The 13,947-nt window shown below is 60.2% G+C and carries 13 protein-coding genes; 8 read left to right on the forward strand and 5 right to left on the reverse strand.

Annotated elements, in window-relative coordinates; genetic code table 11:
- Window positions 1-126: 126 nt before the first annotated feature.
- The 3 genes from I6L35_RS02985 to I6L35_RS02995 all read left to right on the forward strand — a co-directional run bounded on the left by I6L35_RS02985 (window position 127) and on the right by I6L35_RS02995 (window position 3,531).
- Entirely contained in the window at window positions 127-1,767 is a 1,641-nt protein-coding gene (locus I6L35_RS02985; RefSeq protein WP_216979496.1) for a diguanylate cyclase, read from the forward strand.
- A 4-nt stretch (window positions 1,768-1,771) separates the two neighbouring features.
- Window positions 1,772-2,875, forward strand: coding sequence for an EAL and HDOD domain-containing protein (locus I6L35_RS02990; RefSeq protein WP_216979497.1), 1,104 nt, complete (start codon window positions 1,772-1,774; stop codon window positions 2,873-2,875).
- Window positions 2,876-2,940: 65 nt separating this feature from the next.
- A complete protein-coding gene (locus I6L35_RS02995; protein WP_216979498.1) occupies window positions 2,941-3,531 on the forward strand; it encodes an HAD family phosphatase in 591 nt (196 codons plus the stop codon).
- Window positions 3,532-3,661: 130 nt separating this feature from the next.
- On the opposite strand, the gene hfq is transcribed toward I6L35_RS02995, so the two are convergent.
- Window positions 3,662-4,021: an RNA chaperone Hfq gene (gene hfq, locus I6L35_RS03000; protein WP_005335772.1), complete on the reverse strand. Its 360-nt coding sequence runs from the start codon at window positions 4,019-4,021 to the stop codon at window positions 3,662-3,664.
- 177 nt (window positions 4,022-4,198) lie between these two features.
- Here hfq and I6L35_RS03005 point away from each other — a divergent pair, with 177 nt between their 5' ends.
- The 3 genes from I6L35_RS03005 to I6L35_RS03015 are packed head-to-tail and all read left to right on the forward strand — an operon-like array spanning window position 4,199 to window position 7,678.
- Window positions 4,199-5,470, forward strand: a complete 1,272-nt coding sequence (locus I6L35_RS03005; RefSeq protein WP_204481315.1) for a paraquat-inducible protein A — start codon at window positions 4,199-4,201, stop codon at window positions 5,468-5,470.
- Complete coding sequence (gene pqiB, locus I6L35_RS03010; protein WP_005335774.1) at window positions 5,463-7,112, forward strand: intermembrane transport protein PqiB; 1,650 nt, start codon at window positions 5,463-5,465, stop codon at window positions 7,110-7,112. The genes I6L35_RS03005 and pqiB overlap by 8 nt, the downstream gene beginning before the upstream one ends.
- Window positions 7,109-7,678: a membrane integrity-associated transporter subunit PqiC gene (locus I6L35_RS03015; RefSeq protein WP_216979499.1), complete on the forward strand. Its 570-nt coding sequence runs from the start codon at window positions 7,109-7,111 to the stop codon at window positions 7,676-7,678. Before pqiB ends, I6L35_RS03015 begins: the two co-directional genes overlap by 4 nt.
- Window positions 7,679-7,758: 80 nt before the next feature.
- Here the strand turns inward: I6L35_RS03015 and rlmD are convergent, their stop codons facing one another.
- Entirely contained in the window at window positions 7,759-9,111 is a 1,353-nt protein-coding gene (rlmD, locus tag I6L35_RS03020) for a 23S rRNA (uracil(1939)-C(5))-methyltransferase RlmD (protein WP_216979500.1), read from the reverse strand.
- 274 nt (window positions 9,112-9,385) lie between these two features.
- On the opposite strand from rlmD, the gene I6L35_RS03025 reads away from it, so the two are divergent.
- Window positions 9,386-11,110 carry a proline--tRNA ligase gene (locus tag I6L35_RS03025; protein ID WP_216979501.1) on the forward strand — a complete coding sequence of 575 codons (1,725 nt, stop codon included), beginning with the start codon at window positions 9,386-9,388 and terminating at the stop codon, window positions 11,108-11,110.
- A gap of 92 nt (window positions 11,111-11,202) precedes the next feature.
- Here the strand turns inward: I6L35_RS03025 and I6L35_RS03030 are convergent, their stop codons facing one another.
- From I6L35_RS03030 to I6L35_RS03040, 3 genes are all read right to left on the reverse strand, one after another.
- Window positions 11,203-11,883 carry an SDR family oxidoreductase gene (locus I6L35_RS03030; protein WP_005343191.1) on the reverse strand — a complete coding sequence of 227 codons (681 nt, stop codon included), beginning with the start codon at window positions 11,881-11,883 and terminating at the stop codon, window positions 11,203-11,205.
- Between the two features lie 31 nt (window positions 11,884-11,914).
- Window positions 11,915-12,547 (reverse strand): TIGR04219 family outer membrane beta-barrel protein, encoded by a 633-nt coding sequence (locus I6L35_RS03035; RefSeq protein ID WP_216979502.1) that lies wholly within the window; start codon window positions 12,545-12,547, stop codon window positions 11,915-11,917.
- A gap of 95 nt (window positions 12,548-12,642) precedes the next feature.
- A complete protein-coding gene (locus I6L35_RS03040) occupies window positions 12,643-13,092 on the reverse strand; it encodes a copper chaperone PCu(A)C (RefSeq protein WP_005343188.1) in 450 nt (149 codons plus the stop codon).
- Between the two features lie 90 nt (window positions 13,093-13,182).
- On the opposite strand from I6L35_RS03040, the gene I6L35_RS03045 reads away from it, so the two are divergent.
- Window positions 13,183-13,932, forward strand: a complete 750-nt coding sequence (locus I6L35_RS03045) for an enoyl-CoA hydratase-related protein (protein WP_216979503.1) — start codon at window positions 13,183-13,185, stop codon at window positions 13,930-13,932.
- The last annotated feature ends 15 nt before the right edge of the window (window positions 13,933-13,947 follow it).

Here is a 13,947-nt window from a genome sequence, read left to right on the forward strand (position 1 = left end):
AAGCAGTGAATGTTTCCACACATAACCTGGAATGCAACCAATATGTGCGACACATCTCCTTTCTGACATATTAATCAAAGAGAAATATGTTTATACTCGCTTGGGTACAATCCAAGGGATACTGGTATGCAGGAATGGGACCCGGAACACTTCACCAACTTCGCTCAGTTATGCGAAGTGAGCCTCGCCACCATCCGTGAAAAGACCGATGCAGAACGCCTTTACCTCTGGCTGAGAGCTCCTGAAGCACAGCTCTACAGTTTTCAGCTGGATCAGGGCGTGATCGAACTGGATCTAGCCCAGCTAGAACAGCTAACACTACCCCACCACCTGATCGACAAGGCAATGGACAAGGGACAACTGGTGATCGAGCAGCTCCAGCCACCGCCAGATCCTGGCGAAAATGTGGAGCCCGCCCAGCCACAGCTACGCGCCTGTTTCCCTCTCAAACGTCACATGAAACTGGAAGGGGTCATCTATCTGGAGACCCGCCGCCGCATAGACCGCCTCTCCTCCCACCAGCGCCAGGGCATCCAGCTCCTTATTCACTATCTGACTGCCGAGCTCAGCAATCACCTGCTCTCCAGCCAGGTCAATCAGGAGCGGGACCAGCGGCTCCATACCCAGACCGATCTGGTACAGAGTCAGGCACTGCAGGGCTCCTTCCTCACCATGTTGCAGGCGCTGCACATGGTCAGCGTCACCCTCTCCCGCTGTCGCAGCGAGAACGATCTGCTGCGGGACGCCGTGCTGCTGGCCCGCAAGGAGCTGCAGTTCGATCGGGTCGCCATCTTCCTGATCGAACCCGATGGCAAAACCATGCGCGGCACCTGGGGCACCAGTGAAGAGGGAGAGCTGGTAGACGAACACGACTTTGTCAGTCCTATCCCGGATCACCCCACGGTGCAGGAGGCGCTCAAGCGCAAGGATTACGTGCTGGTGCTGGAAGATACCCCTCTCTACTACGAGAAACAGCAGGTGGGACAGGGCTGGAACGCCATGGTATCGCTCTGGGATGGCGCCATCCCCATCGGCTGGATCGCCGCCGACAACCTGCTGTGGCACCGCCCGCTCAAAGCCTATCAGAGCGAGATCTTCAAACAGTACGCCGCCATCCTGTCACAGTTGTTGATCCGCCAGCGCACTCAGGAGCAGCTGGAGCAGCTCAACCGCCAGCTGGAAGCCCGGGTCGCCGAACGCACGATACAACTGGCCGAAACCAATAGGGCGCTGGAAGAGGCCAATCACCGCCTCTCCCTGCTCTCGCTGGAAGATCCTCTGACTGGTATCGCCAACCGGCGCCAGTGGGACATCACCATGCAACGGGAGTGGGAGTGGGCACGGCGCACCCAGAATCCGCTGGCGGTATTGATGATCGATGTCGACGACTTCAAGGCCTATAACGATCACTTCGGTCATACCAAGGGGGATGAGTGCCTGCAGCAGGTAGCCCGCGTACTGCGGGAGGCCGAGCGACGCTCTACCAATCTGGTGGCTCGTTATGGCGGAGAAGAGTTCGTCATCCTGCTTTGCGCCCCACAACCCGGTGAAGCCGAGCAACTGGCCGAGAGGATCCATGCCGGACTGGCGCAATTAAAACTGCCCCATCCCGCCTCGCGGGTTGCTGATTTCATTACGGTTAGCATAGGCTTTAGCTATCTGGTCCCCTCCCTGGACGAGGCGTGGCAGAGTCTGACCGAACAGGCCGATCAGGCGCTCTACCACGCCAAGTCTCAAGGACGGGCACGCACTCTGGCCTATCGGTGATCCCATGCTGTTGCGTCGTTATCCCATTTTCAATCGCCGCCTGGCCCTGGTGGCCTACGGTATCGATTATCTGCTTGGCTCACCGGACGAGTGGCCCTCACTGGCACAGCATTGCCGCCTGCTGGCACAAGGGCGCCAATATCTGGTGCCTTTCACCCACGAGCAGCTCGATGAACAGCGCCCCCTGCTGTTTGATCAGGATGCGATCCCGCTGGTAGAGGCTTCCAGCGAACGGCTGCCCGCCTCCTTTCCGGTGTTGGAACAATGGCGAGACAGTCGACGCCGGCTTGCTGTACATGGGGTCAGTCGTGAGCCACGCTGGCTCGGTGCCAGCCGTCTGCTGGTATTCTGGATGGGGGAAGAGGGGATCTGCCAGCCCACCGAACACAAGCGGATGGCCCTCGATATCGAAACCTGGGAAGATTTTCTCCCGCTGCGAGAGGCCGGAGTCGACTTCTTTGCCGGTGGTTTTCTCGCCCGCCCCGAGCTGGTCAATCAACGTGCCACCCAGCCCGACATGGCACTTGTGCAGCAGATCCTTCAACTTATCTGCCACGAGGAGTTCTCCTTTGCCCAGGTGGCTCGCCTGCTGGAGCAGGATGCCTTGCTCCCGGGCCAGCTACTCACCTATGTCAACGCGCCCGGCTTCGATCATGCAGCCCCTATCACCTCGGTTTCCCGCGCCCTCTCCTATCTGGGAGAGCAGGAGATCCGCAAGTTTGTGCTGATCAACGGCCTGGCCCGGGTGAGCCAGCATATGCCGGAGGCCTCTACCCGAATGGCCATCGCTCGCGGCCGCTTCTGCGAACTTATCGCCCTCACCGCCCTCGACAAACGCGAAGCAAGCTGGGCTTTTCTGGTAGGGCTGGTACTCGATGGTTCCCTGCTATCAGAGTCGCTGAAGGCCCACCTGCCCAACAACGTAAAGCGAGCCATCGAGCGGCACGAAGGGCCGCTGTTCCACCTGTTCCAGCTGGTCAGGACCTATGAACAGGGCAACTGGGCTCTGCTGGAGCAGCTGGCACCGAAATACCAGCTCGACCCGACCAGGCTCACCCCCGTCTATTTTCAGGCGCAAATGTGGGGGCAAGCGTTTCTCACCAGCTAGGTGATGGCAGGCCGGGGAGGCTCTGGCTAGAATGGGCTCCCTTTTTTCAGAGACTGACCCGCACCATGACACTTTCCGGATTCCAAGGCCTGATCTTTGACCTGGATGGCACCCTGGTCGACTCCATGCCGCTGCATCTCGCCGCCTGGGAACACACCGCCTGTGAATTTGGTTTTCGCTTCGATGCCGACTGGTTCTATGAACTGGGCGGTATGCCGAGCCGCAAGATCGCCCTGCTGGTGACACAGGAGCAGCAGATCCCCCTCGACCCGCTCGAAGTGACCCGCTGCAAGACTGCCCACTATGTGGCCAACCTGCACAAGGCGACCGTGTTTCCCGCCATGCAGACACTGGTCGAACGCTATCAAGGTGTCATTCCGATGGGGATCGGTACAGGTTCTCCTCGCATCAACGCCGAAGCGGTGCTGCGCAATACCGGGCTGGATCGCTACTTTAAGGTGGTGGTCACGGCCGACGATGTTGAGCAGCACAAACCCAATCCCGATACCTTCCTGCTGGTTGCCAGCAAGCTGGGGGTCAAGCCGTCAGGCTGTCTGGTGTTTGAAGATACCGGTATCGGTGTACAGGCTGGAGAAGCGGCGGGTATGCAGACCTGCATGGTCAAAGCAGGTAAACCGATCGGCATAGCGATGTAGTGCAGAAGAATATCGCCCAACAAGGGGCGATAACCGGAGCTGGATCTTATACGGGACAGGGTTGAGAATGAGAGCCAGCTCCGTCAGTCGCTGACGCAGGGCGCGTCAACGGGGCGTGCGGGGCAGACGATTACTCGTTGTTGCCGCCGCCCTGATTGTCGTCATAACGACCCGGCGCACCGTGGGGGCGCGGCGCCATGGAGACACGCGGCTTGCGAGCACGCTGGATGTTCACCTGCGGACGGCCGGTGTGCATGGCGATGGTGGAGATCTTGGCCTTGTAGACCAGCTGCTGGTTACCATGAGCATCGGTCAGCAGCACGCTGTACTGGTCGAACCCGCTGATGGTGCCTTCCAGCTTGATGCCGCTCACCAGAAAAATAGCGACCTGACTGCGGTTCTTGCGCAACCAGTTGAGGGCAGAATCTTGCCCGTTCCCGAGGGAGAAGGCTTGCTCAATCGTGGAGTAGCTGGGGGATTCAGTTGTCATAAATTATTGTCCCGCGGAAAAAAAAGTGGCGTTTGATTGTGCTAAATGGGCACTGGCTTGTCAAAGTCATTCTCACTCCCGCCAGCAATAGCGGCCTCCGGGGGCTGGTCGCTGACCAGCACAACTGCGATAATCGCCAGCTCTGGCTCTACCACGGGCCTTATCTGGGGTTTTATCTTGCATCCGGTTTCACACCAACACCACACCACCTATGTCCATGATGCCACTGCCTGCGAAGAGTGTGACCTGCTGATACCGGCCACACCGCTCGAGGTGGGACAGGCCAGCTGCTGCCCCCGTTGCGGACACACCCTGAGTCGCCACCTGCCACAGCAGGAGTTGCGGCCGATCTCCTACGGGTTCGCGGCACTTATCATGTTCGTGCTCGCCAATGCCTTTACCTTTATGTCCTTCTCGGCCAAAGGGGTGGGCCAGGAGATGACCTTTTTGCAGAGCATCACCACCCTGGTGGATGAGGGCTATCTGTTTCTCGGCGCGGTACTGAGCCTGACCCTGATCGGCCTGCCACTGGTTTATATGGGCTCCATCATGCTGGTGCTGTGGCGGATCGATAAAGATCTGCACAGCAATGCCCTGCGCTCCCTCGGCCGTCTACTCTGCCGGATCAAACCCTGGCTGATGGTGGATGTCTTTCTGGTGGGGGTGCTCATCTCGCTGGTCAAGCTGATGGGGATGGCCGACATCAAGATGGGGCTGTCATTCTGGGCTTTCGTCGGCTACACGGTGCTGCTCATCAAGATGATCTCCTCGCTGGATCAGATGTGGCTGTGGCAGCGGCTGTTCGGCCCGACCGAGGCGCGGGAGATCGACCCGGAAGCGGGCGCGCTGGAATCAGGTCTGGTGGGCTGCCATATCTGTGGCGCCCTGAGCGAGGTGGGCTGCCATAGCTGCTCCCGCTGCGGCGGCAAGCTGCATGCCCGCAAGCCGGGCGGCCTGAACCGTACCTGGGCGCTGCTGTTTACCTCCGCCATTCTCTACATTCCGGCCAACGTCTATCCCATCATGGATACGGTGTTTCTCGGTGATGACAGCCCCTCCACCATCCTCGGCGGTGTGGTGCTGCTCTGGGCCATGGGCTCCTACCCCATAGCGGCGGTGATCTTTTTCGCCAGCGTGGTGGTGCCGCTGGTGAAAATACTGGCGCTATTCTGGCTTTGCTATATGGTGCAGCGCGGCAATGTCACCTCCCCCCTCGGCAAGCTAAAACTCTATCGCATGACCGAATTTGTCGGACGCTGGTCGATGATCGACGTCTTCGTGGTGGCCATTCTGGCGGGCCTGATCCGGCTCGACAATCTGATGACCATCTATCCCGGCCCTGCGGCCGTCGCATTTGCAGGTGTGGTGCTGATCACCATGGTCGCCGCCATGAGTTTCGACTCCCGCCTGATCTGGGATTTACAACAAGGAGAACGCGAACGTGAGTGAGCGTAAAAAAAGGTGGAAACCGGGCTCTGACTTTCTGAGCTCTGCCGCCGCAATCTGGATGGTGCCCCTGCTGGCGCTGTTCATCGGTCTCTGGATGCTGTTCCAGCACTGGTACTCCCAGGGCCCCAGTTTCACCCTGACAGTCGCCACTGCCGAGGGCATAGTCGCTGGCAAGACGGTGATCCGTTCCCGCGAAGTGGACGTCGGCCGCATCGAGGCCGTCGAGCTGAGTGATGACTATAGCCATGCCGTGCTGAAAGGACGGCTGACCAATGCCGCCTCCGGCATGCTGCGCGGTGACAGCCAGTTCTGGGTGGTCAAGCCCAGAGTGGGCCGTGAAGGGGTATCGGGTCTGAGCACCCTGCTCTCCGGCGCCTATATCGAGCTCGCCCCCGGCAAGAAAGGTCGGGCACGGGACGAATACGCCATGCTCGACAAACCGCCACTCGCCTCCCTCGATGCCAAGGGGCTGCGTCTCACCCTCAGCAGTCGCGACACCCGCGCGCTGGGGGAAGGCTCCCCCATCAACTATCAGGGCTTCACCATAGGTCAGGTGGAAGAGGCGAAGTTCCTGCCGGAAAAGAGCGAGATGCAGTATCAAATCTTCATCCACGCCCCCTATGACATTCTGGTGAGCAGCAACTCCCGCTTCTGGATGACCCCGGGCTTCGAAGTCTCCATGAGCAGCGAGGGGATGAAGGTGAAGATGGATTCGCTGGAGAGCCTGATCGATGGCGGCATCACCATGGGTCTGCCACCCGGCTGGGCGCCTGGCGAGCCGGTCAAACAGATGGAAGGGTTCACCCTGTTTCAGGATGAGGCGAGCGTGCTGGCCGGTAGTCTGGATCAGTTCATCGACTACGTCTTCCTGTTCGATGACAACGTGGGTGGCCTGCACCCGGGCGCGGCGGTGCAGTATCGCGGCATTCGGGTCGGTACCGTCATCTCCGCCCCCTACCTCATCGAGGACAAGGGCGTGCAGATCTTCAAGAGCCGCCAGATCCCGGTGCTGGCTCGCATCGAGGTACAGCGCCTCTCCCACCGCTATGCCAAGGCGGAGAAGGATCAATGGCGCGCCCTGTTCGGCAAGCAGTTCAAGGAGGGGTTGCGTGCCAGCCTCAAGACCTCGAGCCTGCTGACCGGTGGCAAGATCATCGATCTCAACTTCTATCCGGACGCGCCACGTTTCGAGCAGGCCAAGCTGGCCGGTTATCAGGTCTTCCCCACCGTGCAGGGCGGGCTGGATCAGATCGAGCGCAAGGTGAACCTCATCCTCGACAAGTTTGTCGACATGGACATGGCGACCACCCTGACCAAGGTCAACGGGTCACTCACCACTCTGGATGGCACCCTGAAGAACATCAGTGCAGTCAGCGCCAACCTGAACAAGCTCACTGCCAAGGATTCCACCCAGCAGCTGCCGGCCTCGCTCAACGAGAGCCTCAAGCAGTTGCAGGAGACCTTGCAGGCCTATGATGCCCAGTCGCAGACCAATCAGGACCTGCGCCAGTCGGTGCAGACCCTCAATCAGTTGATGCGCGAACTGCAGCCGCTGGTGCACTCCCTCAATGAGCAGCCCAGCTCGCTGATCTTCGATCGCGCGCATCCATCGGACCCTGAGCCCAAGCGAGGCAAACAATGAAAAAAGAGATCCTGACGCTGGCCCTGCTGGGCCTGCTGGCGGGTTGCAGCAGCCAGCCAAGCCTGCACTACTATTCGCTCGATGCCGACAACCAGCAACCCGTGACGGCACCTGCCCAACCGCAGCACCAGCTGGTGCTGCGCCCGGTGGCGCTGGCCAGCCAGCTCGACCGGATCAGTCTGGTCTATCAGCTGGAAGGGCAAGAGCTGCACTTCACCGAGTACCATCGCTGGGCCGGTGCGCTGGACGATCAGCTCAACCAGCTCACCCTCAATGGCCTCTCCACCCGCCTGCCGGGCTGGGTGGTGCGGCAGGATGGCGCCCGCAAGGGGCCGGTGCTGACCATTCTGGTGGAGCGCTTTCAGGGCCGTCATGACGGCAGCGCCGTGCTGAGCGGCCGCTGGCGCCTGCTGGCGGAAGATGGCACCGTGCTGCGCGATGCCCCCTTCCGTCAGGAGCGGATACTACCGGCCGATGGCTACAACGCACTGGTGAACGAACTGGGTCAGGGCTGGCAACAGCTGCTCGACCAGATTGCCGCCGAGGTGCGCCAGAGCGCCCGCTAATCGGCCATCAGCCGATTGCAGAGATAAAAAAACGACGCCAGCTGGCGTCGTTTTTTTATGTGCGAGTATCAGGCGATGACTCACGCCTTGGCGGGCAGGCTCAGGCGAGCTACCGCTTCCACATGCATGGAGTGCGGGAACATATCGACCGGCTGCACCTCGTCCAGCACGAAGCCCTGCTTGACCAGCCAGGCAAGATCGCGGGCCAGGGTCTGCGGATTGCAGGAGACATAGACCAGACGACGGGGCGCCATGGCGACCAGGGTCTGCAGTACAGCCTTGTCACAGCCTTTGCGCGGCGGATCCATCACCACCACATCAGCGGTCACGCCCTGGGCGTGCAGTTCAGGCATCAGCTGCTCAGCCTTGCCGACGTGGAATTCGGTGTGCTCGATACCGTTGAGGGCGGCGTTGCGACGGGCATCGCTGATGGCGCTCTCGACCGACTCGATCCCCACTACCTTGGCGGCCTTGCCGGCCAGGAACAGGGAGATGGTGCCGATACCGCAATAGATATCGAACACCGTCTCGTTGCCGGTCAGCTCGCAATACTCCAGTGCCTTGGAGTAGAGCACGTCGGTCTGGCTCGGGTTGTTCTGGAAGAATGAGAGCGGCGAGATCTCGAATTCGAGTTCGTGGATCTTGTCGCGGATCACCCCGCTGCCCAGCAGCACCCGGTTGTTGTCGCCCAGAATGCGGTTGGTGCGCGCTTCGTTGATGTTCTGCACCAGGGTAGTGACCGGCAGATCCTGCAGGGCCGCCAGCAGCTCGGCTTCAAACGGCAGCTCCTCGCTCAGGGTCACCAGCACCACCATCAGCTCGCCGCTCTTGAAGCCCTTGCGGGTCATCAGGTTGCGCACACAACCGGTGTGGTTCACCTCGTCATAGGCCGCGATGTCGTGCGCGCGCATCCAGTTGCGCACCCGGGCGTTCAGCTCCACGTGCAGCGAGTCCTGCACCGCGCAATCATCGGCGGTGATGAGGTCGTGGGAGTGCTTGCGATAAAAACCGATCTCGGCACCGGCGTCACAGCCGCGAACCGCGTACTGCGCCTTGTTGCGATAGGCGAACGGGCTCTCCATGCCAAGGATATCCTTGACCGGGGTGTCACCCAGCCCGACCTGTTCCAGTGCGCTCTGCACCAAGGCCTGCTTGAGCTTGAGTTGGGCCGGATAGGCCAGCGGGCGCACCTGACAGCCACCACACTCGGTGTTGGGGCAGAAATCGGCAACCCGGTCGGCAGAGGGCTGGAGCAGCTCGGCGACCTTGCCGTGCAGATAGTTCGGCTTGACCTCGGTCAGCTCCACCAGCGCCTGTTCACCGGGCAGCAGACCTTCGACAAACAGGGGGCGATCGAACAGGCGTCCTTTGCCATCTCCTTTGTCGGTCAGTTCCAGGATCTCGATCTGGTGTTGATGTCCCACTAACGGCATGAGCGGCTCCAAAAGTACTAAAAATGGGGGGTGATGGACGCGGAAAAGCCATGCCCATCGAGAAAAGGTGGCAGAGTTTAGCGGAGATCCGGCCAAATTGCAGGCATAAAAAACCTGCTTGTTGCAATGGTCATTGCCCCAGGCTATCTGCCGGGTGTTGCCACCTTTCGGGTTGCGGCAAATTTAGCCCTTGGGCCATAACGCCCAGCCTGTTAAAATTCCGCCCTTGAAATTATCCTGGGCCCCGCGCCCGTTCTAGCTAAGGTCTACCGCGATGCGTACCAGCCAATATCTGCTTTCCACTCTCAAGGAAACCCCCTCCGACGCTGAAGTTGTCAGCCACCAGCTGATGCTGCGCGCCGGGATGATCCGTAAACTGGCCTCCGGCATGTATGCCTGGTTGCCAACCGGTCTGCGGGTACTGAAGAAAATCGAGAACATTGTTCGCGAAGAGATGAACAATGCTGGTGCCGTTGAAGTCTCCATGCCGGTGGTGCAGCCTGCCGAGCTGTGGCAGGAGTCTGGCCGCTGGGATGACTACGGTCCCGAGCTGTGCCGTCTGACCGACCGCCACAACCGTCCCTTCGTGCTGGGCCCGACTCACGAAGAGGTGATCACTGCGCTGGTGCGTTACGAAGTGAACAGCTACAAGCAGCTGCCGCTCAACCTCTACCAGATCCAGACCAAGTTCCGCGACGAAGTACGCCCTCGTTTCGGCGTGATGCGTGGCCGCGAATTCCTGATGAAGGATGCCTACTCCTTCCACATCGACAAAGAGTCTCTGGTCGATACCTACGAGAAGATGCACGCCGCCTACTGCAAGGCGTTCACCCGCATGGGCCTGAACTTCCGTCCGGTGCAGGCCGATACCGGCTCCATCGGTGGTACCGGTTCCCACGAATTCCAGGTGCTGGCCGAGAGCGGTGAAGATCTGATCGCCTTCTCCGATAGCTCCGATTACGCCGCCAACATCGAGATGGCCGAAGCGCTGGCCCCGGCTGGTGAGCGCGCTGCCGCCACCGCAGCCCTGACCAAGGTTGCCACCACGAACGTCCACACCATCGACGAAGTGGCTACCTTCCTGAAGGTGGCGCCGACCGCCATCGCCAAGACCCTGCTGGTACTGGCAGAGGAAGATGAGCACGGCAAGCAGGCCGTCATCGCGCTGGTACTGCGTGGCGACCACGAGCTGAACGAAATCAAGGCTGAGAAACTGGCTGGCGTTGCCAACCCGCTGACCTTCGCCAACGACGAGCAGATCAAAGCTGCCGCCGGTTGCGATGCAGGTTCCATCGGCCCGGTCGGCTTTGCCGGTCGCATCATCGTCGATCGCAGCGCCGCCCATCTGGCGGACTTCGTCTGCGGCGCCAACGAGACCGGCTTCCACCTGACCGGTGCCAACTGGGATCGCGACATCGCTTCTTACGAAGTTGCCGACCTGCGCAACGTGGTAGAAGGCGACCCGAGCCCGTGCGGCCAGGGTAAGCTGCTGCTCAAGCGCGGTATCGAAGTGGGCCACATCTTCCAGCTGGGTACCAAGTACTCCGAAGCGATGAAGGCGAGCGTGCTGAACGAAGCTGGCAAATCCGTCACCATGGAGATGGGTTGCTACGGTATCGGGGTTTCCCGTCTGGTGGCTGCCGCCATCGAGCAAAACAACGACCAGTACGGCATCATCTGGCCGGATGCCATCGCCCCGTTCGAAGTGGCCATTGTGCCGATGAACATGCACAAATCCGAGCGTGTGGCCGAGCAGGCACAACAGTTCTACGCCGAGCTGAAAGCCGCTGGTGTGGACGTGCTGTTCGACGACCGTAAAGAGCGCCCGGGCGTGATGTTCGCCGACATGGAGCTGCTGGGCATCCCGCACGCCATCGTCATCGGCGATCGCGGTCTGGACAACGGCGTGGTGGAGTACAAGTGCCGCCGCACTGGCGAGAAGCAAGAAGTGGCCATCAGCGATATCGTCGCCATGCTCAAGGCCAAGCTGGGCCGTTAATTCCGCCCTCTTCCCGATATAAGAAAGCGCGCCATTTGGCGCGCTTTTTGTTTTTGTGTGCTGACGACGGCAACCGGATGGTGGGCTTCGCCTCAGGGATTGCGACCGATAAAGAGGTCGGTCACGTGGCAGCTGCTTCTGGCTTCCAGTGCGTCGAGCATATAGGCCGCCGCATCTTCCGGAGTCATGAAGCCACTCGGGTCCACATGATCCGAGTTGTCCCAGAATTCGCTGCGGATCCCGCTCGGGTAGAGGTTGACCAGCCGCAGCTGCGAGCCTTTCAGCTCGGCGCGCAACGACTCCAGAAAGCCACGCATCCCCCATTTGGAGGCGCAGTAGAGGCTCTCGTTGGCTTTGCCCACCTGAGCGGCGGAGGAGAGCACATTGGCCAGTACCCCGCCCTTGTCACCGATAAGCCGTACCGTCTGCTGGGCCACCAGAATGGTGGAGATGAGATTGCTCTCCACCACCCGGCGGATCTGCTCGGCGGTGTAAACACCGACCGGGCCAAACTCGCCCACCCCGGCGCAGTGGATCACCATGTCGGGCAGGCCGCCCCACTCCACCGCCGCGGCGAAGGCGACATCGACCTCTTCATGGTGCGCCAGATCGGCTGCGATGCCGATCACCGCGCTGCCGAGCAGTTGTTCCTGCTCCTGCAGTCGCTGATAACGGCGCCCCATCATGGAGACCTGATGACCCCGCTCAACCAGTCCGATGGTCAGGGCCCGGCCGAGACCAGAACCGGCACCTGTCACTATGATGTGACCCATTATTGCTCCTCGTCATCAGCTGACGCTCAGATTAGAAAGTGAACTCACCACCCATGAACCAGCCATCGATACGCTGGTCAACGCTGTCGAAGTCGATCTTGGCTTCACGCCAACCGGCACGCAGCTTGATCGGCATGGAAGAAAACTTGTAGGAACCACCCAGACGGTAGTCATAGTTGTCTGCATCGTGGGTGCGCAGATCACCGAAAAAGGCGATGCCGGTGCCCGGGATCTTCACTTCGCTGCCGGCATAGGCCATCAGAGTATCTTCGTCATAACCCTTGCGACCGGAGTAAACCTGCTCGCCATCGTAGTGACGACCGGTCATACCCAGATCGATCTTGAACAGATCGTTGTTGAACAGACGGTAGTAGAGGCTCAGATCGTAGGCGGTCAGGTCGTTCTTGAAGTTGCCACCGGAGGTGCTGAAATCAGAGACTTCAAACTTGGCGTTCGGCAGGAGGATGATGCCGTGCTCCAGTTGCAGATAGCCGTTCCAGTTGTAGCTGTCGTCATAGCTGCCATCGGCGCTATGGCCATAAGCCTGACCACTGCCCTTGGCGGCCCATACGTCAGCACCGGCGGCAAAACGCCAGTCGTCAGCGGCCATGGCACTCTGGCTGCACAGAGCCAGCACAAAACCGGCAATCAGCGTCTTTTTCATTACGTCACTTCCTCTTGCATACATGGAAAAGAGCACTATTTTACTCGGTGCAGCCAAAATACCCAGCGTCAATCCTGAACAAACGACGACAAATGTCAGTGCTTCATATGCTTCATCTCTGCCATCGGCTCAATCGGCTTCACTGGCAGTGACAGATCAAGCTTCTGACCATCGTCCATGGTGAGAGTGAGCGGGAAAGGGGTCTGTTCGGAGAGCGTGCCCACCTCGAACAGCATGATGTGCAGGCTGCCCGGTTTCAGCACCGCTTCGCCCTTGGCAGGGATCTCGATACTCTCGACCTGACGCATCTTCATCACACCATTTTCGTGCAGGTGCGTGTGCAACTCGGCACGCCCGGCGGCAGCAGAAGCCGCCGCCACCAGCTTGACTGACTGGTCGGCGTCATTTTTGAGCACCATGAAGGCGGCGGTGTTGGGAGTGCCCGGCGGCAACAGGCGCACATAGCCATCGACGGCCTCGACCTTGGCCAGCGCCGGCGCCGCCATGCCAACCAGCAGCAGAGAATAAAACGCACGTTTAAACATGGTTGAAATCCTTTTATGATGTTGTTAAACGGCCCCAAGGTTACCCCAGCAGAAACCTTTTATGCACCTTTCAATAACAAGGATTTAGACATGGCCCCCATTCTCATTGCCGAGCAGCAGGATGGCTTGCTCACCCTGACCCTCAACCGCCCCGACAAGCGCAACGCCCTCAATACCGAGCTCTATAAGCAACTGGTGGCCGCGCTGCGAGAGGCGGCAGCTGATGAGGAGGTGCATGTCCTGCTGTTGCAGGGGCAGCAAGATTGCTTTACCGCGGGCAATGATCTGGCCGACTTTGTGGGCAAGAGCTCGCTGGAGCCCGACGACCCCATCCTGCAGTTCCTCCACACTCTGGCCGATTTCCCCAAACCCGTGATCGCCGCTGTTGCAGGCCCGGCGGTGGGGATTGGCACCACCATTTTGCTGCATTGCGATCTGGTCTATCTGGCGGATAACGCCCGCTTGCAGCTTCCTTTCGTCGAGCTGGGGCTGGTGCCGGAGTTCGCCTCCAGCCTGCTGCTGCCGCGCTTGGTGGGTCACCTCAAGGCGGCCGAGCTGTTGCTGCTGGCCGAGGCGATTGATGTCGAAGAGGCGCTGCGATTAGGGCTGGCCAACAAGGTGGTAGCGGCCGAAGGAGTGTTCTCCTTTGCCCGCGAGCAGGGGCTGAAGCTGGCAGCCAAACCGCCCAGAGCGCTGCAAAAGAGCAAGGCGCTGCTGAAACAGGAGCTTAAACAGGCGGTGCACTTCGTCATCGATCTGGAGGCGCGCGCCTTCGCCCAGGCACTGCAAGGGGAAGAGGCGCAACAGCGCATCGCCCAGAAACTCAAACGGCGGGGCTGAGCTGCCGCTCAACGC

This window comes from Aeromonas sp. FDAARGOS 1405, from assembly GCF_019048265.1.
In the GTDB taxonomy this organism is placed as follows: Bacteria; Pseudomonadota; Gammaproteobacteria; order Enterobacterales; family Aeromonadaceae; genus Aeromonas; species Aeromonas veronii_A.